26 protein-coding genes are annotated in these 23,089 nt (G+C 57.6%); 6 read left to right on the top strand and 20 right to left on the bottom strand.

The features are described from left to right. The first annotated feature begins 24 nt into the window (after nucleotides 1-24). Entirely contained in the window at nucleotides 25-1,362 is a 1,338-nt protein-coding gene (locus tag COA65_05975) for a methylenetetrahydrofolate--tRNA-(uracil(54)-C(5))-methyltransferase (FADH(2)-oxidizing) TrmFO (GenBank protein PCJ59632.1), read from the top strand. A gap of 4 nt (nucleotides 1,363-1,366) precedes the next feature. Here the strand turns inward: COA65_05975 and COA65_05970 are convergent, their stop codons facing one another. Beyond that, nucleotides 1,367-2,221: a phytoene synthase gene (locus COA65_05970; GenBank protein ID PCJ59603.1), complete on the bottom strand. Its 855-nt coding sequence runs from the start codon at nucleotides 2,219-2,221 to the stop codon at nucleotides 1,367-1,369. 80 nt (nucleotides 2,222-2,301) lie between these two features. Here COA65_05970 and COA65_05965 point away from each other — a divergent pair, with 80 nt between their 5' ends. After that, nucleotides 2,302-2,724, top strand: coding sequence for a rod shape-determining protein RodA (locus COA65_05965; protein ID PCJ59602.1), 423 nt, complete (start codon nucleotides 2,302-2,304; stop codon nucleotides 2,722-2,724). A gap of 214 nt (nucleotides 2,725-2,938) precedes the next feature. Beyond that, the gene (locus COA65_05960) at nucleotides 2,939-3,457 is read left to right on the top strand and encodes a hypothetical protein (GenBank protein PCJ59601.1); all 519 of its coding nucleotides are present in this window, start codon (nucleotides 2,939-2,941) and stop codon (nucleotides 3,455-3,457) included. Between the two features lie 64 nt (nucleotides 3,458-3,521). On the opposite strand, the gene COA65_05955 is transcribed toward COA65_05960, so the two are convergent. From COA65_05955 to yajC, 4 genes are read right to left on the bottom strand one after another with little or no spacing between them, the layout of a single operon-like run. Then, on the bottom strand, nucleotides 3,522-3,896 hold the full coding sequence (locus tag COA65_05955; protein ID PCJ59600.1) for a hypothetical protein: 375 nt from the start codon (nucleotides 3,894-3,896) through the stop codon (nucleotides 3,522-3,524). A 12-nt stretch (nucleotides 3,897-3,908) separates the two neighbouring features. After that, nucleotides 3,909-4,841: a protein translocase subunit SecF gene (secF, locus tag COA65_05950; protein PCJ59599.1), complete on the bottom strand. Its 933-nt coding sequence runs from the start codon at nucleotides 4,839-4,841 to the stop codon at nucleotides 3,909-3,911. A 2-nt stretch (nucleotides 4,842-4,843) separates the two neighbouring features. Continuing rightward, entirely contained in the window at nucleotides 4,844-6,415 is a 1,572-nt protein-coding gene (gene secD / locus COA65_05945) for a protein translocase subunit SecD (GenBank protein PCJ59598.1), read from the bottom strand. A 52-nt stretch (nucleotides 6,416-6,467) separates the two neighbouring features. Further along, on the bottom strand, nucleotides 6,468-6,809 hold the full coding sequence (gene yajC, locus COA65_05940) for a preprotein translocase subunit YajC (GenBank protein ID PCJ59597.1): 342 nt from the start codon (nucleotides 6,807-6,809) through the stop codon (nucleotides 6,468-6,470). Between the two features lie 183 nt (nucleotides 6,810-6,992). Between yajC and COA65_05935 the strand changes: the two genes are divergently transcribed. Then, complete coding sequence (locus tag COA65_05935) at nucleotides 6,993-7,850, top strand: AAA family ATPase (GenBank protein ID PCJ59596.1); 858 nt, start codon at nucleotides 6,993-6,995, stop codon at nucleotides 7,848-7,850. Here the strand turns inward: COA65_05935 and COA65_05930 are convergent. The 14 genes from COA65_05930 to COA65_05865 form a co-directional block, all read right to left on the bottom strand. Continuing rightward, nucleotides 7,818-8,783: a peptidase M23 gene (locus COA65_05930; protein PCJ59595.1), complete on the bottom strand. Its 966-nt coding sequence runs from the start codon at nucleotides 8,781-8,783 to the stop codon at nucleotides 7,818-7,820. The two genes, COA65_05935 and COA65_05930, sit on opposite strands and share 33 nt — an antisense overlap. Before the next feature lie 78 nt (nucleotides 8,784-8,861). Beyond that, complete coding sequence (locus COA65_05925; GenBank protein PCJ59594.1) at nucleotides 8,862-9,500, bottom strand: protein-L-isoaspartate O-methyltransferase; 639 nt, start codon at nucleotides 9,498-9,500, stop codon at nucleotides 8,862-8,864. After that, nucleotides 9,497-10,285, bottom strand: coding sequence for a 5'/3'-nucleotidase SurE (locus COA65_05920; protein ID PCJ59593.1), 789 nt, complete (start codon nucleotides 10,283-10,285; stop codon nucleotides 9,497-9,499). Before COA65_05920 ends, COA65_05925 begins: the two co-directional genes overlap by 4 nt. Next, the gene (locus COA65_05915; GenBank protein ID PCJ59592.1) at nucleotides 10,278-11,555 is read right to left on the bottom strand and encodes a serine--tRNA ligase; all 1,278 of its coding nucleotides are present in this window, start codon (nucleotides 11,553-11,555) and stop codon (nucleotides 10,278-10,280) included. The genes COA65_05920 and COA65_05915 overlap by 8 nt, the downstream gene beginning before the upstream one ends. 63 nt (nucleotides 11,556-11,618) lie before the next feature. Further along, entirely contained in the window at nucleotides 11,619-12,383 is a 765-nt protein-coding gene (tatC, locus tag COA65_05910) for a twin-arginine translocase subunit TatC (GenBank protein PCJ59631.1), read from the bottom strand. A gap of 7 nt (nucleotides 12,384-12,390) precedes the next feature. Further along, entirely contained in the window at nucleotides 12,391-12,699 is a 309-nt protein-coding gene (gene tatB / locus COA65_05905) for a twin-arginine translocase subunit TatB (protein PCJ59591.1), read from the bottom strand. Between the two features lie 51 nt (nucleotides 12,700-12,750). Beyond that, nucleotides 12,751-12,999: a twin-arginine translocase TatA/TatE family subunit gene (locus COA65_05900; GenBank protein ID PCJ59590.1), complete on the bottom strand. Its 249-nt coding sequence runs from the start codon at nucleotides 12,997-12,999 to the stop codon at nucleotides 12,751-12,753. A gap of 97 nt (nucleotides 13,000-13,096) precedes the next feature. Further along, nucleotides 13,097-13,819 carry an SMC-Scp complex subunit ScpB gene (gene scpB / locus COA65_05895; protein PCJ59589.1) on the bottom strand — a complete coding sequence of 241 codons (723 nt, stop codon included), beginning with the start codon at nucleotides 13,817-13,819 and terminating at the stop codon, nucleotides 13,097-13,099. Then, nucleotides 13,816-14,601 (bottom strand): segregation/condensation protein A, encoded by a 786-nt coding sequence (locus tag COA65_05890; protein ID PCJ59630.1) that lies wholly within the window; start codon nucleotides 14,599-14,601, stop codon nucleotides 13,816-13,818. Before COA65_05890 ends, scpB begins: the two co-directional genes overlap by 4 nt. Nucleotides 14,602-14,610: 9 nt before the next feature. Continuing rightward, nucleotides 14,611-15,303 carry a site-2 protease family protein gene (locus tag COA65_05885; GenBank protein ID PCJ59588.1) on the bottom strand — a complete coding sequence of 231 codons (693 nt, stop codon included), beginning with the start codon at nucleotides 15,301-15,303 and terminating at the stop codon, nucleotides 14,611-14,613. Next, a complete protein-coding gene (locus tag COA65_05880; protein PCJ59587.1) occupies nucleotides 15,303-16,337 on the bottom strand; it encodes a beta-N-acetylhexosaminidase in 1,035 nt (344 codons plus the stop codon). The genes COA65_05885 and COA65_05880 overlap by 1 nt, the downstream gene beginning before the upstream one ends. Then, nucleotides 16,324-17,142, bottom strand: a complete 819-nt coding sequence (locus COA65_05875; protein ID PCJ59586.1) for a hypothetical protein — start codon at nucleotides 17,140-17,142, stop codon at nucleotides 16,324-16,326. The genes COA65_05880 and COA65_05875 overlap by 14 nt, the downstream gene beginning before the upstream one ends. Then, nucleotides 17,142-18,899: an arginine--tRNA ligase gene (locus COA65_05870; protein ID PCJ59585.1), complete on the bottom strand. Its 1,758-nt coding sequence runs from the start codon at nucleotides 18,897-18,899 to the stop codon at nucleotides 17,142-17,144. The genes COA65_05875 and COA65_05870 overlap by 1 nt, the downstream gene beginning before the upstream one ends. After that, the gene (locus COA65_05865) at nucleotides 18,896-20,074 is read right to left on the bottom strand and encodes a deoxyguanosinetriphosphate triphosphohydrolase (GenBank protein ID PCJ59584.1); all 1,179 of its coding nucleotides are present in this window, start codon (nucleotides 20,072-20,074) and stop codon (nucleotides 18,896-18,898) included. The genes COA65_05870 and COA65_05865 overlap by 4 nt, the downstream gene beginning before the upstream one ends. Nucleotides 20,075-20,215: 141 nt before the next feature. Between COA65_05865 and COA65_05860 the strand changes: the two genes are divergently transcribed. Both COA65_05860 and xth read left to right on the top strand, forming a co-directional pair. Then, nucleotides 20,216-20,554 (top strand): iron-sulfur cluster insertion protein ErpA, encoded by a 339-nt coding sequence (locus COA65_05860; GenBank protein PCJ59629.1) that lies wholly within the window; start codon nucleotides 20,216-20,218, stop codon nucleotides 20,552-20,554. Nucleotides 20,555-20,570: 16 nt separating this feature from the next. Further along, nucleotides 20,571-21,371, top strand: coding sequence for an exodeoxyribonuclease III (gene xth / locus COA65_05855; GenBank protein PCJ59583.1), 801 nt, complete (start codon nucleotides 20,571-20,573; stop codon nucleotides 21,369-21,371). Here xth and ilvD read toward each other — a convergent pair. Continuing rightward, on the bottom strand, nucleotides 21,356-23,080 hold the full coding sequence (ilvD, locus tag COA65_05850) for a dihydroxy-acid dehydratase (protein PCJ59582.1): 1,725 nt from the start codon (nucleotides 23,078-23,080) through the stop codon (nucleotides 21,356-21,358). The two genes, xth and ilvD, sit on opposite strands and share 16 nt — an antisense overlap. Nucleotides 23,081-23,089: the final 9 nt, after the last annotated feature.

Here is a 23,089-nt window from a genome sequence, read left to right as displayed (position 1 = left end):
GCCGCACAGGAAGGAAATTTACCCATGAAGGAAGTCCACGTCATCGGCGGCGGCCTTGCCGGAGCCGAGGCCGCCTGGCAATTGGCGCGTGCCGGCGTCTCCGTCCAGCTTCACGAAATGCGGCCCAAGCAGACAACGGACGTTCATCAATCTTCGGATCTTGCCGAGCTTGTCTGTTCGAACTCTTTTCGTTCGGACGACGCCAGCGCCAATGCCGTTGGCCTCCTCCACGAGGAAATGCGGCGTGCCGGCTCGTTAATCCTTGATGCCGCCGACCGCAACCGCGTACCCGCCGGATCGGCCTTGGCCGTTGACCGCGAAGGCTTTGCCAAGGCCGTCACGGCAGCCATCGCAGAAACACCGCAGATCACCCTTTGCCGGGATGAAATCACCGAATTGCCGCCCGCAGCGTGGGAATCCGTCATCATCGCCACGGGCCCACTAACATCAGCCCCCCTTGCGAAAGCGATAGCCGCGCTGACCGGCGAGGAAGCCCTCGCCTTCTTCGATGCCATCGCCCCCATCGTTACCCGCGAGACAATCGACTTCGAAAAAGCCTGGTTTCAATCGCGCTACGACAAAGGAGAGGGCGCCGATTACATCAACTGCCCCCTCGACCGGGCCGGCTATGAGGCCTTTATCGCGGCCTTGCTGGCTGCGGAAAAGACCGAATTTCGCGAGTGGGAAAAGACCACTCCCTATTTCGAAGGCTGCCTGCCCATCGAAGTCATGGCCGCCCGTGGGCCTGAAACCCTTCGCTTTGGCCCCATGAAGCCGGTCGGCCTCACAAATCCCCATTGCGACGAAAAGCCCTATGCGGTCGTGCAATTGCGCCAGGACAACGCCCTTGGCACTCTCTACAACCTTGTCGGCTTCCAGACGAAGCTCAAATATGGCGAGCAGGTCGATATCTTTCGCAGAATCCCGGGCCTGGAAAAGGCCGAGTTTGCACGCCTTGGCGGGCTTCACCGGAACACCTTCCTGAACAGTCCAAAGCTGCTGGATAAAAGCCTGCGGCTGAAAAAGGCACCCCATTTACGCTTTGCCGGACAAATCACAGGCGTCGAAGGCTATGTGGAAAGCGCCGCCATCGGCCTTCTCGCCGGTCGTTTTGCCGCCATGGCTGCGAAAGGGGCAACGTCAACGCCGCCGCCACCGCCGACGACGGCCCTGGGCGCGCTGCTTGACCACATTACCGGCGGTGCCGAAGCGGCGACCTTCCAACCGATGAACATCAATTTCGGACTTTTTCCACCCCTTGAAGAAAAAATGCCAAAGAAAGAGCGCAGAAGCGCGCTGTCCCAGCGTGCGCTCAACGATTTGGACAGCTGGCTTGCCGCATCGCATCCCGCTACCAAATAGGGGTTCAATAATTTCCTTTCCGCGCGCGCAGCCAAAGCCCCACCTCGCGAAATGGCGGCGGCGCGGCCACCCGGGGATCGAAAAGGTCATAACCCGCCTTTGCAATCCTGGCCAGGTAACGGTCGGCCAATGCCCCCAGCATCAAGGCCGGAAGCGCGTCACCCGGCATGTCACGTTTCCTTTGCCTGGCCTGGTGCAACGCCGAACGTGCCGCCTCGGCAAGGCTTTTGGCAACAGCCGTCATCGCCGGGGTCGATTGGCCCAGAGGAAGGGCGTCGGGTGCAATGCCGGTGGCGGCGATCAGATCGCCAGGCAGGTAAAGCCGCCCGGCGCGGCCATGAAAGGGCACGGCACGAAGCAGGCCAGTCAACGCCCAGGCAATGCCAATCGCCGATGCCGCCCGGGCGGCGCCTGAGTGTTCGCCAACGCCTAGGATTTCAAGCGCAAGGCGTTGCAGGCCACCCGACGTTGCCTCTGCGTAGACCTTCAATTCTTCAAGAGAGGCTGGCGGACGACGTTCCACATCAAGGGCGCGCGCCTCCAGCAATCGGTCGAAATGGCGTCGCGTCAAGCCATAGGCGGCAATCACCTCTCCCAGGCTTTTGGCAACAACATCCCCATGTCGAACCTTCCCCCCATAGGCGTCAGCGATGACGTCCCGCCACCATTGCAGCCGCATTTCGCCGATCAAGGGTTCCGTCGTCGCTTCCGCGATGCGCGCAATTTCAAGATTGAAGGCGTAGAGAACAAAGAGAGCGTCGCGCCGTTCTCGTGGTGCAAAAAGCGCGGTAAGATAACGGTCGCGATCAAATTGGCGAAGCCGGACCGCGCAATAGGAGAGGGTTTTATCTTTTACCATTTGCCAGCAGGTGATGAGTTTTCTAGGCTAACCAGCATCCACTGAAAAACGATCAAATCATCCAGACGGAGATATTCGCCATGCAGCGAAACCTGATCATACTTGCTGCGATTGCTGCGGTCGTCGCCATCGTTGTCATGTCCATGCCAACACAAAAGGAATCCGTTGGCGAGGTCTTCTTTATCGCACCGACGGACGGGACCACCGTGAAAGGCACGTTCAAGATAACCTTTGGAGCGCGAGGCGTGCAAATCGTTCCCGCCGGAATCGAGCAAACCCAAAGCGGGCATCACCACCTTCTGATCGACACCGGCCTGCCGCCCCTTGACCAGTCCATTCCAAAGGACGAGCAACACCGGCATTTCGGTGGTGGGCAAACGGAAACGGCGATCACGCTCTCCCCAGGAGTCCATCGCCTGCAACTTCTGCTTGGCGATCACAACCACACCCCCCATGATCCGCCGATCGTTTCAAAGGTCATCACGGTAATCGTCGAGGAATAAGGCGAAAAACAAGGTCGGCAACAATTTCTTTTCGCCACCGGCCCGACGAGCTATAGTTCGAACAATTCTAATTTGCAAAGACTGGCAGATTTTTGTCGAGAGGGAATGTAAACATGAAGATTCTCGAATCACTTACCGGAACGGTCCTTCTAGGGGTCGTGCTAACAGTTCTGATGGTCATCGCACTCAACAATCTCTAGCCAGCACGTAGAGGATGGAAATGGAATATTTCAACGCTTCTTGGGTGGATTTCTTCGTCCGCTATCTTCACGTACTGAGCGCTTTTATGTGGATCGGTCTTCTGTGGTATTTCAACTTTGTCCAAATCCCCGTTGCAAAGGGTTTGCCGGCAGAATTGAAACCCGCGATCGGAAAACATATCGCACCGAAAGCGCTTTTCTGGTTTCGCTGGTCCGCGCTGGCCACCATTGTCTTCGGACTTATGCTGGCAGGGCGTAGCGGCTACCTCCACGACGCGATGACGCTTGGTCTCATGGAAAGCGGCAATGTCCAGCAGACCGCCATCGGCATCGGCATGTGGCTGGGCCTGATCATGGCCTTCAACGTCTGGTTCATCATCTGGCCAAACCAGAAACGGGCCATTGGCATCGTGCCGGCAAGCGACGAGGAGAAAGCAGCCTCGGCGCGAATCGCCATGCTGACATCGCGGATCAACACCGCACTTTCGATCCCAATGCTCTACGCCATGGTCGCGGCGCAGAATCTCTATTAAGGCGATTATTTTTCAGGGAATACAAACGGGGCGCTTCGGCGCCCCGTTTTTTTTGTCTGGCTTTTTAGTCGACGGCGATCAGCGCCGCAGCAACGCGCCGTCCCTCTGTGGCCAACACGTTGTAGGTCCGGCACGCCGCGCCGGTGTCCATCCCCTCAAGGGCGATGCCATGTTCTCGGAAAGCCTGCCGCAACGTCTTTTCCAAGAAAAAGGCCGTCTTGCCGGTGCCAAGCAACAGCAACTCGATTTCTGTCTCTGCAACCAACGGCACCAATGCCATAAGGGCCGTCGTGGAAACATCCACCACGTCCCAGCTCACCACAAATTCGGGAAAGATCAGCACGCTGCCTTCATGCACCTTGCCACTTATGCGAAAGCGGCAATCGCCATAGCCTTGAACAACCTTCAGGCTTCCAGGAACCAGGGGCGTAATATCCACCAGGTCGGCTCCTTACGGCGTCTCCTCAGCCGTTTCTCTGCCGCCCATGCCAGCATCCCGGCCAAGGCTCATGTAAAGAAGCAGCGGCACCGCGATGCAAATGGATGAATAGGTCCCGACAACGATGCCGAAAATCATGGCGAAGCTGAACCCGGAAATCACCTCACCGCCGAAGAAATACAATGCGAACAGCGCCAGCAACGTCGTCGCGCTGGTCCTGACCGTGCGCGAAAGCGTTTCATTAATACTGCGGTTGAAAAGCTGGTCCAGAGGCATTCGTTTGTATTTTCGAAAATTCTCGCGGACACGATCGTAAACGACGACGGTATCGTTAATGGAATAACCGGCAATCGTAAGAATGGCAGCAACCGTCGACAGGTTAAATTCGAACTGAAAGAAGGCAAAAACCCCGATCGTCGCCAGGACATCATGGCTCAGCGCAAGAACAGCACCGATGCCGAATTGCCACTCGAAGCGAAACCAGATGTAAATCAGCATCGCAACGATCGCCAGAAGAACGGCCGTAACCCCGGCACGAATAAGCTCGCTGCCAACTTTCGGGCCTACAAATTCGACACGCCGGTATTCAACGTCCTTGCCAAGGGCATTGCGCACAGCTTCAACGGCGCGCTGTTGGGCCGCTTCGCCCCCCTCCTGCTTCTGCACACGAATAAGCACATCCGTCGGCGTACCAAACTCCTGCAACGTAACCTCGCCCAGCCCCAAATCACCAAGCGTCGCCCGCATGCTGCCAAGGTCCGCAGGTGTTGGTGTGCGCACTTCAACAAGGACGCCACCTTCAAAATCGATTCCGTAATTCAGCCCCTTGGCAAAATAGACCGTGATTGAGGCCAACATCAGCACCGCCGACAGCGCAAAGAAAATCAGGCGCCAGCGAAGAAATTCGAAATTCGGTTTATCGGGGAGAAGACGAAACATACCCATCCCTATATTGGCAATTTTGTTGGCTTGGTGCGCCGAAGCCAGGTCACCATGATCAACCGCGTCACCATCATTGCCGTAAACATTGACGTCAGAAGACCGATGGAAAGGGTGACCGCAAAACCTTTCACAGGCCCGGACCCAAACAGAAAAAGAAGCACCGCTGCAATAAACGTCGTTAAATTCGAGTCGATAATCGTCGTCAGCGCCCGCCGGTAGCCGGAATCAATCGCCGAGATTGGCGTACGCCCGGCGCGGGCTTCTTCGCGAATCCGCTCGAAAATAAGCACATTGGCGTCCACCGCCATCCCGATGGTAAGCACGATGCCCGCAATTCCGGGAAGGGTAAGCGTCGCCTGCAAGAGCGACAGCGCCGCTGCAAGCAGCATGACGTTTACCACAAGGGCCGCATCTGCCATTAAACCGAAGCGCCCGTAAATCCCCACCATAAAGATAAGGACAAGCACAAGGCCGAGGATGCAGGCAATCTTGCCTGCGCGAATGGAATCGGCCCCAAGCCCGGGCCCAACGGTCCGTTCCTCAAGAATTGTCAGAGGGGCTGGAAGCGCACCGGCACGCAGCAGTAGCGCCAGATCCTGCACTTGCTGCACGGTGAAGCTGCCGCTGATGATGCCGCTTCCCCCCAAAATCGCCGAACGGATCACCGGTGCGCTGATCACCTTGCCGTCCAGGACAATCGCAAAGGGTTTGCCGATATTGTTCTTTGTGATTTCTCCGAATTTTCTAGCCCCCAGCGAATCAAATTTAAAGAAAACAACCGGCTGGGCATCTTCGAAGGTTGGCTGCGCATCCACCAGCGTATCGCCCGCAAGCATCACGCGCTTGCGGATAACGTAGGGGGTGGGCCGACCATCGGCACCGACATCATCGGAGGGCAACAGCATGGAACCCGGCGGAATGCGCCCGGCACGCGCTTCCTCTACTGTCGTTGTCAGATCAACAAGGTGAAAATTCATTTTGGCGGTCTTGCCAAGAAGCTTCTTGATGCGTTCCGGATCCTCCACGCCTGGAAGCTGGACGAGGATACGATCCGTTCCCTGACGCTGGATTGTCGGCTCCCGCGTGCCCGTTTCATCAATGCGGCGGCGAACGATCTCAATCGACTGCTCGACGGCAAGCCGCTTGCGCTCAGCAAGCGCTTTGTCCGTATAGGTAAGTCTTATCTGGCCGTCACCTTCCGAGAAAACCGTATCCGCATCCAGTTTTTCAATCAGTTCCCGGACTTTCGAAAGGTCAGCGTTTTCAACGAGACGGAAGGTAACCCGATTCCCGTCAACACCAAGATTTTTATAGCCGACATGTGCCTTGCGAAGGGTCACGCGCACGCTATCGACAATGGATTCGAGGCGTTCGCGAATGACGGCATCAACCTCGACTTCGAGAAGCAGATGCGACCCGCCCTGCAAATCCAGTCCAAGGTTGATCTTCTTATGAGGCAGCCAGTCTGGCATAGCCTCAAGTGTTTCTTCCCGGAACAGGTTTGGCATCGAAAAAACGACGCCAAAAAAGCAGATTCCGAGAATCAGAGCAACTTTCCATTTTGCGAAATAGATCATTCGACCACCGAGCGGGGGAACAGGATTGTGCGACGTTTCCTAGCGACGTTTCCTAATCGGATTTCTTTTTGTCGTCGTTTGCCGCCGGTTCCGGCTTTGACAAAACATTCGCAATCGTCGCCCGGGCCACACGAACGCGGACGTTCTCAGAGATTTCGACCAGAACTTCCCCATCGTCAACGATTTTCGCAACGGTGCCAAGAATACCGCCGCCAGTTACGATCCGATCCCCCCTGCGCAGGGTTCCGACCATGTCTCGGTGCTGCTTCGCCTTTTTCTGCTGTGGCCGGATAAGCAGGAAATAAAAGACGACGAAAATAAGAATAAGCGGCAGGAACATTTCAAGCCCGCTTGGCTCGGCCCCGGTTTGCGCTAGTGCTGGTGAAATCAACATCGGACTTTCCCTAAAAAGCTTCGGTTTGCGCGGATCATACTGTGCTGCCACTGCCTTGGAAAGCAGCGCTTTTCAAAGCCATTAAAACGGGCGGCCCGCGCACCTGTTCCCTCGCCGCCTGCCGATCGTCTATAATTGCCTGGGCCAGCGGGCCAAAACCGAAAATCATGCCGGGACAAGAAGATGGACCACCCCCTTGAGACGCTGCTCCACAGAATAGCCGATGCGCTGGAACGAATGGCCCCGGTAAAACACACGTCGCCCCCCATCAATGGGGCCGATGCCTTCGTCTGGCACGCGGAACCTGGCGAGATGGAGGCCGTGGCCACCGTCAACCGCATCGAAATCGACCTGCTTTGCGGCATCAACACCCAAAAGCGGCTGCTTTTGGAAAACACGCGCCGCTTCGCAAAGGGATATCCGGCCAACAATGCGCTGCTATGGGGTGCCAGGGGAACGGGAAAAAGCTCACTGGTAAAGGCGGTGCACGCCACCTTGCGGGCCGAGGAAGACGGTAGCGCCTTAACGCTGGTCGAGATCCATCGCGAGGAAATCGCCTCGTTGCCGCGCCTGCTGACGCGTCTTCGGAAAAACGAGGGGCGTTTTATTCTTTTCTGCGACGACCTTTCCTTCGACGGCAAGGACGCCGCCTATAAATCCCTGAAAGCGGTGTTGGAGGGTGGCATTGAAGGGCGGCCAGAGAACGTTCTCTTTTATGCCACCTCGAACCGCCGTCATCTGATGCCCAGGGAAATGATCGAAAACACGCGTTCCATCGAAATTCATGGCGGCGAATCCGTCGACGAAAAAGTTTCCCTTTCCGACCGCTTTGGGCTTTGGATCGGCTTCCACAATTGCGATCAGCCCACTTTTTTCGAAATCGTCGAGGGCTATGCAAAGCATTATGGGCTGGATATACCTGAAAAAACGCTTCGTGCCGAAGCGCTGGAATGGTCCATGACCCGTGGCGCGCGATCAGGCCGGGTAGCCTGGCAGTTCATCCAGGATCTAGCCGGACGCCTGGGCAAGCAGCTTCGCTAGAACACGTTCCTTTTTCTCACGCAAAGAACTGGTGAGATAGCGCAAGGGATTGACGGCTCGGACACCGCGCCGCAATTCGAAGTGCAGTTGTGGCTGATCGACATTGCCCGATTTTCCAACTTTCGCCACCTGCTCCCCCCGTTTGATGACGTCGCCGCGCTTTACAAGCGACCCATCCGTATGCCCATAGGCCGATACCCAGCCATTCGCGTGCTTGATAAGCAGGAGATTTCCAAAGCCTCGAAGCTCATTGCCAACATAGACGACAACGCCATTTTCCGCTGCCCGGACCGGCGTCCCTCGCGGGGCTGAAATGTTGATGCCGTCATTGTGCAGACCGCCCGATTTTGGACCGAACCCGGCCAGGAGCTTTCCTTTAACCGGCATAAGAAAATTACCTTTTTGCCGCGGGGGCGGCTTCGTCACCCTGGAAGAAGCAGACGAACGCCGCTTTTTCTTTGTCTTTGCAGAGGAAGCAGCCGCGTCGCGCGCGCCCTTCTGCGACAACTGCAATTCTTGACCAACGGTAATTCGGTAAGGCGAGCGGATTCCATTTTGTCGCACCAGGTCGCGCATGTCGGTCCCCAATTTGCGCGAGATGCCGTAAACGGTGTCCCCTTTCCGTACAATATAGGTCTGACGCCCTGGAAGTTTAAGCTTCCCACCAACCCGGAGCGTGTAAGGCGGTCGAAGACCGTTCGCATCGATAAGCGCGCGTATTGTGACGCCATGACGACGCGCAATCCCGTAAACGGTGTCCCCCTTACGCACCGTGACACCATTTTTTCCAGAAACAGGCGAGGCTTGCGACAGCGAGTAGCCAATGGCCTTGCCGGTAATCCAGGGTTCGCTGCAACCCGAAAATGCCAGCGTGACCACCAGCAACGCGACCGCCTGCCATCCTTTTTGCAAGAGGTTACGGCCCATGCGCATCCCCCATTCGCCCCGGTGCCAATTTCCAAATACTAGGTGGGGGCATGCGGAGCTTCAACCGTAAACCCGCCTTTTTCTCTAACGAACAGGCGGTTTTTTGACAAGCGGGACAAAGCGGACAAGCCCAAGGTTTTCCGCATGGATGCCATCTTCTTCCTTGCGGATGCACTGAAGGCATTGCTCATTGCCAGTCGCACCGACCGGTATAACCAGGATGCCGCCGATTCGAAGCTGATCAAGAAGTGTGGACGGAATTTCCACGGCACCGGCCGTTACCAGGATACGGTCAAAGGGGGCCTGCTCCGGCCACCCCAGCGCGCCGTCACCAAGCCGGGTTGTAACGTTGTGCAGGCCAAGCTCCGCAAAGCGGGCTTGCGCCCTCTTCAGAAGATTGTGATGGCGTTCGACCGTGTAGACGCGGCGAAAGAGTTTGGCCAGCACCGCCGTCTGATAGCCAGAACCGGTGCCGATTTCAAGCACCCGAAGCCGTTTATCGGCCGCCAAGGCCTCGGTCATCATCGCCACAACCTGCGGCTGGCTGATCGTCTGGCCCGACTCGATGGGAAGCGCCGTGTTTTTGTAAGCTTCTTCTTGAAAATTATCCGGCACGAAGAGGTGGCGCGGCGTTTTTTCGATGGCCGCCAACACCGCGATGTCCTGAATGCCTCCCTGACGCAGCTCCATAAGCAGACGTATCTGCCGCGGGTCAACCGTCAATCAAGCACCCGTTTTAAATTGTCGATCAGCGTTTCATCGGTGAAGTCCAGGCTAAGTGGGCAAACGGAAACAGCATTGTTCCCGATCGCTTCGATGTCCGTTTCCGGCACAACGCCATCGTTCCTAGCAAAATTTGGAAGAATCCAATCCATCCTGTACGTCACCTTGCCATCAGCGCCGTCCTCCCGCGTGATGCGCTGTTCCAGCTTGCTGCGCCCCTGGCGGGTTGCAAAAATTCCCGTGATTTCAGCTACAGGCACATTGGGAAAGTTGACATTGATAAGAACATCTTTCGGCCAAGGCACGGAAACGGCCTTGCGAATAATATCCCCGATGAAACGGGCCGGGGTTTCCCAACAATAGGGAGGCATTCCATGCACACTGAACGCGATCGATGGCACACCAAGAAGCGTTCCCTCGAACGCCGCCGAAATGGTGCCGGAATAGGTTACGTTCTCTGCCAGATTCGGCCCCGGATTTACCCCGGAAAGCAACAACGCTGGTTTCTTGTCGGCAAGCAGTTCCTTGCAGGCCAGCAACACACAATCCGTCGGCGTGCCGTGAACGGCAAAGTGGCGCGGCGCGATCTCTTCCACCTGAAACGGGGTGTTGAAGGTGATGGAATGCCCGGCACCCGTATTGTCCCATCGCGGCGCCACCACCCAGACATCGTCTGAGAAACCGCGTGCAATCTTTTCCAGCAATTCAATGCCGGGGGTTTCAACGCCGTCGTCATTTGTAACAAGTATGCGTGCGTTTTTGAGATCAAGCGGCGCATCAAACATTCGGCGCGATCTCCTTCATGCCACCAAGATAGGGGCGCAATATTTGGGGAATGTCGATGCCACCATCGGCGCGCTGGCCGTTTTCAAGAACCGCCACCAATGTGCGGCCAACTGCCAGACCCGAGCCGTTCAGCGTGTGAGGAAAACGCGTACCCTTTTCGCCCTTGGAGCGGAATCGCGCCTTCATGCGCCGTGCCTGAAAGTCGCCACAATTCGAGCAACTGGAAATTTCGCGATAACAGCCCTGACCCGGCAACCAGACCTCCAAATCATAGGTCTTGCGTGCAGAAAACCCAATGTCCCCCGCCGACAGAGTGACGACGCGGTACGCAAGCTCCAGGCGCTTCAGCACCTCTTCCGCAGCCGCCGTCATGCGCGCATGTTCCGCGTCCGACTGATCGGGATGCACGATGCTGACAAGTTCGACCTTGTTAAACTGGTGCTGGCGGATCATGCCGCGCGTGTCCTTGCCAGCCGCCCCCGCCTCCGAGCGGAAACAGGGCGTCAGCGCGACATAGCGCAGCGGCAGGGCCTCCGCGTCAACGATGTCGCCGGCCACAAGATTGGTCAGCGCCACTTCCGCCGTCGGCAGCAGCCAGTAACCGTCGGTCGTATGAAACAGATCCTCCCCGAATTTCGGCAATTGGCCGGTACCGAACAGGGCTTCCTCGCGCACCAGACAGGGCGGGCTTACCTCAAGGTAGCCAAATTCCTGGGTATGAAGGTCAAGCATGAAGGCGGCAAGTGCCCGTTCAAGCCGCGCCAACGCACCCGAAAGCACGACAAAACGCGCGCCCGAAAGCTTGGCGGCAACCGTAAAGTCCATCTGGCCAAGCGCTTCCCCCAATTCAAAATGTTCTTTTGTTTTAAATGGAAAGTCCGGCTTCTTGCCAAATGATCTTATCTCTACATTTGCCGCTTCATCGGTACCGTCGGGCACGTCCTCAGCTGGCAAATTGGGAAGCCCTGCAAGCAGGCCGGTAAGGCTTTCGCCCAGTTCCCGGGCCGCCACTTCACGCGACGTCATCGCATCCTTTATCCCCGCAACCTCACCTTCCAGCGCCGCCGTATCGGTGCCGTCCCGCTTGCCAAGGCCGATTTCCTTGGAAAGCGTTTTCCGCTTTTCCTGAAGCCCCTGAAGTGCAGTTTGGGCGGCGCGACACCGCTGATCGAGGTCGAGAACACCCGCCGCCTGTGGCGCAACGCCACGCCGGGCCAGACCTTGGTCGAAAGCATCAGGGTTTTCCCGAATCCAGGCTAGATCGAACATGGAAATCCAATGGTTGCAGCGCCAGACCACCTTATAGGGGGCAAAATGCTATCGCGTCCACAATCAGGCATCATCGGAAGGTCCATCGTCTGCCCGTACCCGGGCACGTTTTTCGGCCAGACGGACGGAAAGGATTGAAATCTCATAGAGCAGGAGCACCGGCAAGGCCAGGCTCACCTGGCTAATAAGATCGGGTGGCGTCAACACGGCGGCCGCAATAAAAATCCCGACCAGAGCGTATTTTCGTTTGGCTGCAAGGCCCGCCGCAGTGACCACACCGACCCGCGCAAGCAGCGTTAACAGCACCGGAAGCTGGAAACAGAGCCCAAAGGCAAAGATTAATTTCATGACCAGGCTTAGATATTCATTCACCTTCGCTTCCAGTTGGATCGGCAGGCCACTTACCGTGTCCGTCGTCTCGAAGGTTAGAAAAAATTCCCAGGCCAGTGGAATAACAACGTAATAGACGAGCGCCGCCCCCACGATAAAAAGAACCGGCGTCGCAATTAAGTACGGCATAAACACCTTCTTTTCATCGCGATAGAGCCCGGGCGCAACGAAGGCCCAGACTTGCGTTGCGATGATCGGAAAGGAAATGCAAAGGGCCGTAAAAAAAGAGACTTTTACATAGGTGAAGAAGACTTCGGCCAAGCCCGTATAGATCAGCCGCCGCCCCGTCCCTGTCCCATAGATTTCCGCAAGCGGGCTCACCAGGAAGGCGAAGATTTCCTCGGCAACGGTATAGCAGGCAATAAACGTGATGAAGAGAATTCCAACCGACCACATGAGACGGTTGCGAAGCTCGATCAGATGACCGAGCAACGGCATTTTTTTCTCATTCTCCACGCGTGCCACCCGAAGGCCTGTTTACGGAAGAATCGCTCGCGGGACGCGCTTTTTCGTCTGTCGAGCCGGGTTCAATTGCCTTTTCGCTCATATCGCCGGAAGCCATGCGGCGAAATTCATCCAATTCGGCTTCCTTCGCGATCTCATTAAGGCTGCTACGAAAATCACGGACAAGCGCACGCGCCTTGCCCGCCCACCGACCAAGGGTACGCAGCACCAACGGCAATTCCTTCGGTCCAATCACGAGGATTGCCAGAAGGACGACCAAGGCCAGTTCCGGCCAACCGATATCAAACATTTCTTGTAATCCTGGGAACCCGGATCGCGTTCATGGCGCTGGGAAAGCCAGTTAAGATTTGACGGCGTCGTCCTTCTCGCCGACGACCTTTGAGGCCGGACTGGTAGAGGATTTATCCTGCTCCAGAGAAGTCGATGCGACGCTTGTCGAGCCCCCCCCCTCCTCATCTTTAAGGCCGGAACGGAAGGTCTTTACCCCCTTCGCCAAGTCTCCCATCACTTTCGGCAATTTCCCTGCCCCGAAGAGAATCAGAACGATCGCCAAGACCAGAACGATCTGCCAAATGCCAATGCCGCCCATCCAAGGACTCCTAATTTTCGAAAAAGGGTTTCGAGATCAAAACTACCAGGATCATGCCAGAAATGTGCACCATCCGCAACGCCCAGCCCCTTGGCCTCTATGGGGCAGACGGATCTTCCTCTACCTCAAGAGGTGCCAACACGGCGTTTTCTTCTCCATCCGCGTCTTCATCCGACATTTCCGCGTCTTCATCCGGCAACAAGCTTTCCTCGCCCGCCCGGTCGGCATAGATAGAAATCGCCGGTCGCTGATCCAACAGGCCCGCCGCCTTCAACTCCTCAATGCCAGGCAGATCATCGTGGCCAGACAGGCCAAAATGACTGTAAAAGTCGTCCGTCACCCCCCAGGTCATCGGACGACCCGGCGTCTGCCGCCGCCCCATCGGACGTATCCACTCCGCCTCCAGCAATTGGTCAAGGGTGCCCCGGCTCAAGGCGACGCCTCGAATCTCTTCGATTTCGGCGCGTGTGATCGGCGCATGGTAAGCAACGATTGCCAACATCTCCTTTGCCGCGCGGGAAAGGCGGCGCTTTACCTCTTTTTCGATCCGAAGCATCCCGGCCAGATCCGGCGCCGTGCGAAAGGCCCATTTGCCGCCAACCTGAACCAGGGTGACGCCCCGGTTCGCATAGGCCCGGCGCAACGTTTCAAGAAGGCTCGGCAGATCAACATCGTTTGGCAATTGTTGAGCCAGCGTTTTGTTGTCCAGGGGTTCCGCGACCGCAAACAGAACGGCTTCAAGAATGCGTAAATGTGGATTGAGGCCAATGGTTGTTTCATTTCCATCGTCCTGGGAAGGTTGATTCAAGCCAGTGGTCATTTTGCGTCTGTCGCCTTGCGAATATAGAGGGGGCCAAAATTTTGTTCCTGGCGGAGTTCGACTTTGCCGACGCGCGCCAGTTCCAGACTCGCCGAAAAAGTCGAGGCAATCGCAGAGCGCAGGCGAATGCCGCCTTCCGGTACGTCTGGCAGGTACGTCATCAGCGTTTGCCAATCGGGCATTGCGCCCAGCATGCTGGAAAGACGCTCAAGGGCCATTTCCATCGAAAACAGGCCCATCGCTTCGATGTGAAGGGCACCGACCGCCTCGCGCTTCTGGGTATCACCATAGCTTCGCAGCAGATCGTGCAGCGAAAGAACGTAGACAGAAGTTCCAATGACCGTAATGCCTTCCGGATCCCCCCGAGCAAAAATGTCCTGTCCCAATTGCGGCCGTTCAAACAATTGCTGACTGGCCGCCTGCATCGCCTCCAGACGGCGCAATTGGAAAGCCAATGCCTCGGCCATTTGCGCGGCGGTTGCCTCTTCCCCGTCCTCTTCCGGTTCCGGCAGCAGCAATTTCGATTTCAGGTAGGCAAGCCATGCCGCCATCACCAGATAATCAGCAGCCAGTTCAAGGCGTTCACGACGCGCATGCATCATGAAATCCAGATATTGGTTGGCCAGGTCCAGGATTGAAATCTGGGCAAGGTCGAGCTTTTGTTCGCGCGCCAGCGTCAGCAGAACATCGATCGGGCCTTCGAACCCGCTCAAATTCAGGACAAACTGGCCGTCCGCGTTAACGACCGGCGACGCTTCGAACCTTTCTTCCGTAACCAACAGCTCCAACCCCTACCCTAGCCCCGCAAGAACAACAATCACGCGAAGCACCTTTTCGGCCGGGACAAGCACCAGCCAGGAGAACAGGTTCAGGTTAACGCCGATTGCGTTTCCAAGCATCGGCAAAATGAAAAGAAATGCCAAAAGAATCGGAATGCCCACACGCTCCAACCGCGCCAGCTGCACCGCCAGCATGTGGGGCAACAATCCGACTGCCACCCGGCCACCATCCAAAGGCGGCAGAGGCAGCATGTTAAAAACAGCTAATATCACATTGATAAATATTGCATTTTCAAAATTTGCTGCCAGCCAATCCTGGCTTGTTTCCGGAAAAATCGGAAGGAGGTGGAAGGCTAGGGCGGCACAAAGAGCAAGCAGAAGGTTCATTCCAGGCCCCGCCGCGGCAACCCAGATCATGTCCCGTTTTGGATGGCGCAGACGGGAAAAATTGACCGGCACCGGCTTTGCGTAGCCGAACAGGATCGGCGAATGGACGAGCAGCAACAGCGCCGGCAGCAACAGCGTGCCAAAGCGATCAACGTGACGGAACGGATTCAACGTGACACGCCCGGCGCGCAAGGCGGTATCGTCGCCAAAGCGAAGCGCGACAAAGCCGTGGGCCGCTTCATGCAGCGTAATTGCCAGCAGGATCGGCAGCACCCATACGGACGCGGTATAAAAGATACTTGCGGCTTCTTCTTCCATCACGCCTCGCCCAGACATTCCGCAAGGCGTGCCCTTACGTCATCCATATCCGCGTCCACCTTCGCTGCCATCCGCATCGCTTCCGCGCGCGCGAACCGTGCCTGCGCGTCTGGCGTAAGAGAACCAACCGCCGCAGCCAGAACCGCCATTTCCTCAAGGCGCCCATTGCAATGCAAAACCACATCACAACCTGCCTCAAGGGCCGCCCGGGCACGATCTGCCAGCCCGCCTTCCAGTGCCTTCATCGAAATGTCGTCCGTCAGCAAAAGCCCATCGAACCCGATTTGCCCGCGAATAATCTCCTGAACGACGGTTTTCGAAAGCGTGGCCGGCGTTTTGGGATCGAATGCCCGATAGACAATATGGGCCGTCATCGCCAGCGGCATGTCGGCAAGGGCGCAAAAGGGCAGGAAATCTGCCGCCGCAAGCTCGCTGCCGTCCGCCGTCACTTCTGGAAGCGCCTTGTGGCTATCGACCCTGGCGCGGCCATGGCCGGGAATATGCTTCAGCACCGGCAGGACGCCGCCAGCAAGAAACCCCTCGCACATAGCGCGACCGAGGACGACCGTCTGCTCCGCATCAACCCCAAAGGCACGATCCCCGATGATCGGGTCTGCCTGCGATGTCGGCAGATCCAGCACCGGCGCGCAATCCACCGTGACCCCAAGGTCGAGAAGTTCGCCCGCCAGCAGCTGCGCATTCAACCATACGGCCTGAGATGCCGCTGCGGCGTCCGTTCTGGCAAGGGCACCAAATCGCGCCGCCGGTGGTGGCACCCGCCAATGGGACGACGGCAGCCGACAGACCCGCCCCCCTTCCTGATCGATGAGAACCGGGGCCGTCGCGCGCCCGACGCTGGCTTTCAAATCGGCAACCAGGGCGCGTAACTGGGCTGGCGTGGCGCAGTTGCGTGCAAAAAGGATAAAGCCGAGGGGCTGAGCCTCGGAAAAAAAGCGCCGCTCGTCCGCTTCAAGGACCAAACCACGACATCCGAGAACAAGCGCTTTTGCAGCGGTTCGATCAGGGGCGGACAAGCAGGCACCCCAGCTTGCGTTGTTGAAGTGTCGCGCAGAGCGCTTTTGCCGCCGCAACGCCGGCCAGCGGCCCCGCCTGCAGACGAAAGAAAATCCCTCGCCCGCCCAAATCCACCCGCTGCACATGAAGGGCCAGTGGCCCGAAAAGGTCGCCATGGGCTTTTTGCAGCCGTGCCCACTGGTCACGGGCTGCCTGTTCGGATCGCAGGGACGCAATCTGTATGCGAAGAGTCTGTTCAGACGCCGCATTTGCAGGTTTCGGTTTGGCCAATGCCTTTGGCTTCGCCAATGCCGGTGTGGACTTCACAGGCGGCGTTTCCATCTCCAAACGGCGCAAAAGCTCCGTCTTCGGCGGCACCTCACCGGCAGTTACGCTATCTGCTATTTTCGCAGGCGCTTTTGGGGCTGCCGCAGGCGCTTTTGGAGCCGCCGCAGGCGCTTTTGGCAATGCCGCAGGCGCTTTTGGCAATGCCGCAGGCGCTTTTGGCAATGCCACAGGTGTTTCCGGGGGCGGCAACAGGTGCGTCTTCTCCGCCCCTTCTGCCGTCTCGGAAAGTCGGTCATAGACCAGCTTGTCCTGAAATGGCACGGTCATGCCACCGGGCGTTTCTGGGCGTATCTTGATCGGACCCTTTTCGGCCCGCACAATCGGCACGATGACGTCGCCGGATCTTATATTTTCCTCATACGCAACCAAAACGACGGCAGCAAACATCCCAAAAGCGGCAAGAGCCGCGAAAAAGCCCAAAACGCCACGCCGCATGAAAAATGGCGGCCGGGTCGTCGAATGCTTTGCCACGGCCATCAGCGCATCTCCTCTACCTGTGCGACGCCAAAGATTTCCAGGCCCGACGCAATGACAAGGGTCAGCGCCAAAACCAGCCCCAGCCGGGCCCGGGAGAGCTCTGAATCCTCGGCTATTAGAAAGCGCAGATCGGCGTCCTCGTTGCCCTGGTTCCACAATCCGTGGAATTCGCTGGCAAGGTCGTAAAGGTAGAAGGCAATCCGGTGGGGTTCATGAAAGCGGGCCGCCATTTCCACCTGACGTGGCCAATCCGCCATCTTGCGAATAAGCGCAAGCTCCCCTTTTGCCGTCAGCCGGTTCAGCGCCGCCCCGGCAAGGGCCATTTTGCCAAGGTCCATGTCCGGAAATTTTTCCTTCCCGTGGCGAAGCACGGATTTGGCGCGCGCATGGGCGTATTGGACGTAAAAGACCGGATTGTCCCGGGTCTGCTCACATACTTTTCTGGTATCGAAATCCAGCGGGGCGTCGTTTTTACGTGTCAGCATGATAAAGCGGACAACGTCCTTGCCGACCTCGTCCACAACCTCGCGAAGGCTGACAAACGTACCGGCCCGCTTCGACATTTTCACCTGCACGCCATCTTCAAGCAGACTGACCAATTGGCACAGCTTCACATCCAGAGCGCCGCGACCGTCCGTAATCGCCGCCACCGCCGCCACCATGCGTTTGACATAGCCCCCATGATCCGCGCCCCAAACGTCAATCATCGAAGCAAACCCACGCTGAAACTTGTCCAGATGGTAGGCAATGTCGGTGGCGAAATAGGTCCAGCTGCCATCGGATTTCTTCAACGGCCGATCGACATCATCTCCAAAATCCGTTGAGCGGAAAAGTGTTTGCGGCCGGGCTTCCCAATCGTCTGGAAGTTTTCCTTTGGGTGGCTCTAGGACGCCCTCATAAACCAGGCCCTTGGCTTCAAGGCTTTGCAGGGCCGCGTCCACACCGCCCTCGGCGACAAGGACGCGTTCCGAAGAAAAGCGGTCGAAAACAATGCCAAGTGCCTTTAAATCCTCACGGATGAGCGCCATCATCTCATCGATCGCGAAATCGCGAAAGACCGGACGCCACGTCTCCGGCGGCGCATCGACCCATTCCCGGCCATATTTTTCAGCCAGCTTCTCAGCCACCGGCTTTAAATAATCGCCGGGATAGGAATCTTCAAAGGCATCGGGGCCAATCGCAATGCCAAGAAATTCGCGATACCGCAAATAGACGGCCTGAGCCAGCTTGTTGATCTGGGCACCGGCATCGTTGATATAATATTCGCGGGTAACGCGATAACCGACTTTCTCAAGAAGCGACGCCAAAACGTCGCCAATGACGGCCCCGCGCCCATGGCCGATATGCATAGGACCGGTCGGATTTGCCGAAACATATTCAACGTTTACGTGCGCTTCCTGGCCAAAATCCGAATCCCCATAGCCCGTGCCCTCCGAGAGAATTTCGCCAAGACGCTCGCACCAAAAGGACTCCGTAAGCCGCAGATTGATGAAGCCGGGACCGGCCACCGTCACAGCCGCCACCATCGTGTTTTCCGCGAGAAGCAATGCAATGCGCTCGGCCAGCTCCCGTGGCTTTTTCCCCGCCGCCTTGGCTAGAACCAGAGCCGCGTTCGTCGAGACGTCGCCATGGGCCGCCTCGCGCGGCGGTTCGGCCACGATTTTTGTCGAATCCAGACCTGATGGCAGCTCGCCAGCGACCGTCATTTCTTCAACAACTCTTAGAACTTCTGCCTGAAAGTATTTGAAAAGGTTCATTCTATTTTTGCATAACTGTCAAAAAGCCGCCGATGTTCCTCTAACGCGAAACGATCCGTCATGCCGGCAATGTAATCAAGGACAAGCTGCGCCTTTGCCGATTTATCCAACGTCTCTATGTTCACCTGCCATTCCGTCGGCAGGCATCCCGGCTCACAGATAAAAAGCCCAAAAAGCTCTTTCACAATACGGCGTGCCTTGCTTGCCATCCGGTTGACTTTGTAATGACGGTACATGCGCCGCATGAGAAACGCCTTTAAGGCCTGATTGTCCTTTTCCATTGTCCCGGAAAAGGCGACGACCGGCGCATCGAGTTCGCGGATGGCCTGGGCGTTTTCCGGACGCGCGCTTTGCAACCGGCGTTTTGTTTCTGCGACCAGGTCCTGCACCATGCGGTCGATCAGCCGTCGAATGGTCTCGGGAACCAGACGCTGGACCTCGATTTTAGGATAACGCGCACGCACATCGGCAACCACCGGGCCGACAAGCGGCACGTCTGCCACCTCGTCCACAGTGAAAAGGCCGGCGCGCAGGCCGTCGTCAAGGTCGTGGCTGTGATAGGCGATGTCATCCGAAAGAGAGGCAATTTGCGCCTCAAGGCCCGGAAACGTTTCAATTTCCAGATCGTGCACGCGGATGTAATCCGCTATTTCACCCGGCACGGTCTGGCCTGCGGTGGCCTTTGGGCCGGTCAGTGGCCCATTGTGCTTCACAACCCCTTCCAGGGTTTCCCAAGTGAGGTTCAGCCCGTCAAATTCCGCATAACGCCGTTCAAGACTGGTGAGGATGCGAAGCGTATGGGCGTTGTGGTCAAAACCACCATAGGCCGCCATCGCCTCGTTAAGCCCCGCTTCGCCTGCATGACCAAAGGGCGGATGGCCAATGTCATGGGCCAGGGCCAGGCCTTCCGCCAAATCTTCGTTCAGCCGCAGGGTACGGGTGATGGCGCGCGCAATCTGCGCCACTTCAAGACTGTGGGTCAGCCGTGTTCGATAATGATCGCCTTCGTGATAGACGAAAACCTGGGTTTTGTATTTCAGCCGCCGAAACGCCGAAGCATGAATGATGCGGTCACGGTCGCGCTGAAAAACAGTCCGCATCCGGCTTTCCTCTTCAGGGTAGCGACGGCCACGGCTTTCTTCCGGCTTACAGGCGTAGGGTGCAAAGGGTTCCATCGCCGGACACTACCCGGAAGCTTTGGGGGGACGCAACGCTTCGCTTGGGAAGCGGTTAAAAACATTGACAAAATTCGAACATCCCCCATCTAAGACAGGCTCTGGTATTGTCCGGGCAAAATTTGTTCTAGAATGGGTCTTATGGAACACGCACCCGTCACAATCTCGCAAAGCGCCGCCCGGCGCATCGCCGAGCTTCTGAGCGCCGAGGCCGAGGTCGGCCACAGGCTGCGCATTGCCGTTACCGGCGGCGGTTGTTCGGGCTTTCAATATAATTTCACCTTCGACAATGTGACGAACGATGACGACGTTGTGATTGAAAAGAACGGGGCGTCGATCGTGATCGATGCGATCAGCCGCGAATACCTGGCCGGTGCCGAAGTCGATTTTGTCGAAGACCTTATCGGTTCTGCCTTCGCCATCCGAAACCCCAACGCGACCGCGTCCTGCGGCTGCGGCAATTCCTTTTCCGTCAACTAGACCGCCAGCGCTTCCAGTGAAAATCGCGTCCTGGAACGTCAATTCCGTCAAAGCCCGGCTGCCGATCCTTCTGGAATGGCTGAAGACCGCCCGGCCGGATGTCGTTTGCCTGCAGGAAACCAAGACCGTTGAAGAAACCTTTCCGGCGTTCGAAATCGAGGCGGCGGGCTATGCCACCGCCGTCGTCGGGCAAAAATCCTATAACGGCGTCGCCATTCTCGCCAATGCCCCCATTGAGGTTCTGGAAAGACGGCTTCCCGGCGAACCCGACGACGAACAGGCGCGTTACATCGAAGCGCGAATCGGGGACGTACGCGTGGCCTCGATCTACCTTCCCAACGGCAATCCGGTTGCGACCGAGAAATTCGACTACAAACTACGCTGGCTGGATCGGCTCAAGCGCCATAGCGAAGCGTTGTTAAAAACAGAAGAACCCTTCGTGCTGGCGGGCGATTTCAACGTCATCCCGACAGCGATCGACGTTTTCGACCCCAAAGGCTGGGAGAAAGATGCGCTGTACGACCTGCGAACGCGGGAAAAATACCGCGCGCTGATCCACCTTGGCCTAACGGACGCCTTTCGCATTCACCACCCGGAAGCCGGGGCGTTTACCTTCTGGGATTACCAGAGCGGTTCCTGGCAGCGCGATCTGGGCCTGCGCATCGACCATCTGTTGCTTTCGCCTCAGGCCGCCGACCGGCTGGAAGCTTGCGAGATCGACAAAAGTCTCCGGGCAAAAGAGCGGCCATCCGACCACACGCCGGTCTGGTGCTCCCTTGCACCGCCCCGGGGGCCCGCCAATCAGATATCTGCGTAAGCGCGTTTTTCCCCTTTGGCGCCGGGATGGGTGATGGCACCCTGCTCCGCATCGCCAACGGTCTGGCCATAACGCCAGATGGCACCGGACCCGAACGCGCTTTCCCGTGGCTTCCATTCCTTTGCGCGGGCGGCAAGTTCGTCGTCGCTTAACTCGACCTCAAGGGTGCCTTTGTCGGCGTCGATGGCGATGATGTCGCCATCCTTCAAAAGGGCGATTGGCCCACCGACTGCGGCTTCCGGGCCAACATGGCCGATGCAGAACCCGCGGGTGGCACCAGAGAAACGGCCATCGGTGATAAGCGCCACCTTGTTGCCCATCCCCTGGCCATAAATGGCAGCGGTGGTGGCCAGCATCTCGCGCATGCCGGGGCCGCCGCGTGGTCCTTCGTAGCGAATGACGATGACCTCGCCTTCCTTGTAATCCCGCTTTTCGACGGCCTCAAACGCGTCTTCCTCGCAGTCAAAGCAACGCGCCGGGCCACGGAATTGCAGTTTCTCGATGCCAGCAACCTTCACAATCCCCCCCTGGGGCGCAAGATTCCCCCGAACCCCGACAACGCCGCCCGTCGGTGTCAGCGGGTTTGAGGTTGGGCGCACAACATCCTGATCTGTCGGGAAAACGATGTTTTCCAGATTTTCAGCAATCGTCCTGCCGGTGACCGTCATGCATTCGCCATGAAGATAGCCACCGTCCAGCAAGGCCTTCATCAGGATCGGCACGCCGCCCACTTCGTAAAGGTCTTTTGCCACATAGCGCCCGGCAGGCTTCAGATCGGCAAGATAGGGCGTTTTGCGGAAAATTTCGGCCACGGCATGCAGATCAAAATCAATTCCGGCTTCGTTGGCCATTGCCGGCAGGTGAAGAGCCGCATTTGTCGAGCCGCCCGAAGCGGCGACAACCATGGCCGCGTTCTCAAGCGCCTTGCGGGTGACGATATCGCGCGGCCGCAAATTCATCTCTAAAAGACGCATGACGGCCTCGCCGCTTTTTTCGGCATAGGCGTCGCGGGATTCATAAGGTGCCGGCGCGCCCGCCGATCCGGACAGCGCCAGCCCTACCGCTTCCGAGACGCACGCCATCGTATTGGCCGTGAACTGGCCGCCGCAAGAGCCTGCGGAAGGACATGCGACGCGTTCCAGATCGTACAATTCCTTGTCCGTCATATCGCCGGCGCTGTGGGCACCAACGGCTTCGAACACGTCCTGCACGGTGACCTCTTTGCCCTTGTAGAGGCCGGGCAGGATTGTGCCGCCATACATAAAGACGGCCGGCACGTTTAAGCGCAGCATCGCCATCATCATGCCGGGCAGCGATTTGTCGCAACCGGCCAGGCCGACAAACGCATCGTAACAATGGCCGCGCATGGTCAATTCGACCGAATCGGCGATCACTTCACGACTGACGAGAGAGGACTTCATGCCCTCATGGCCCATGGCAATGCCGTCGGTTACCGTGATCGTCGTAAATTCCCGTGGCGTCCCACCTGCTGCTTTCACGCCCAGCTTGACGGCCTGGGCCTGACGGCCAAGGGTGATGTTGCACGGTGCCGCTTCGTTCCAGCAGGTAGCAACGCCGATAAAGGGCTGATGGATTTCTTCCTCCGTCATCCCCATCGCGTAGTAATAGGACCGATGCGGCGAGCTTTCCGGCCCGATGGAAACATAGCGGCTCGGCAGGTTCTGCTTTTCGTTAAATTTGCGGGTCATGGGCGTCTT

It is taken from the genome of Rhodospirillaceae bacterium, assembly GCA_002746255.1.
Lineage (GTDB): Bacteria > Pseudomonadota > Alphaproteobacteria.
Note: the sequence above shows the minus strand (reverse complement) of the source record. Positions and strands in the feature narration are given on the sequence as shown.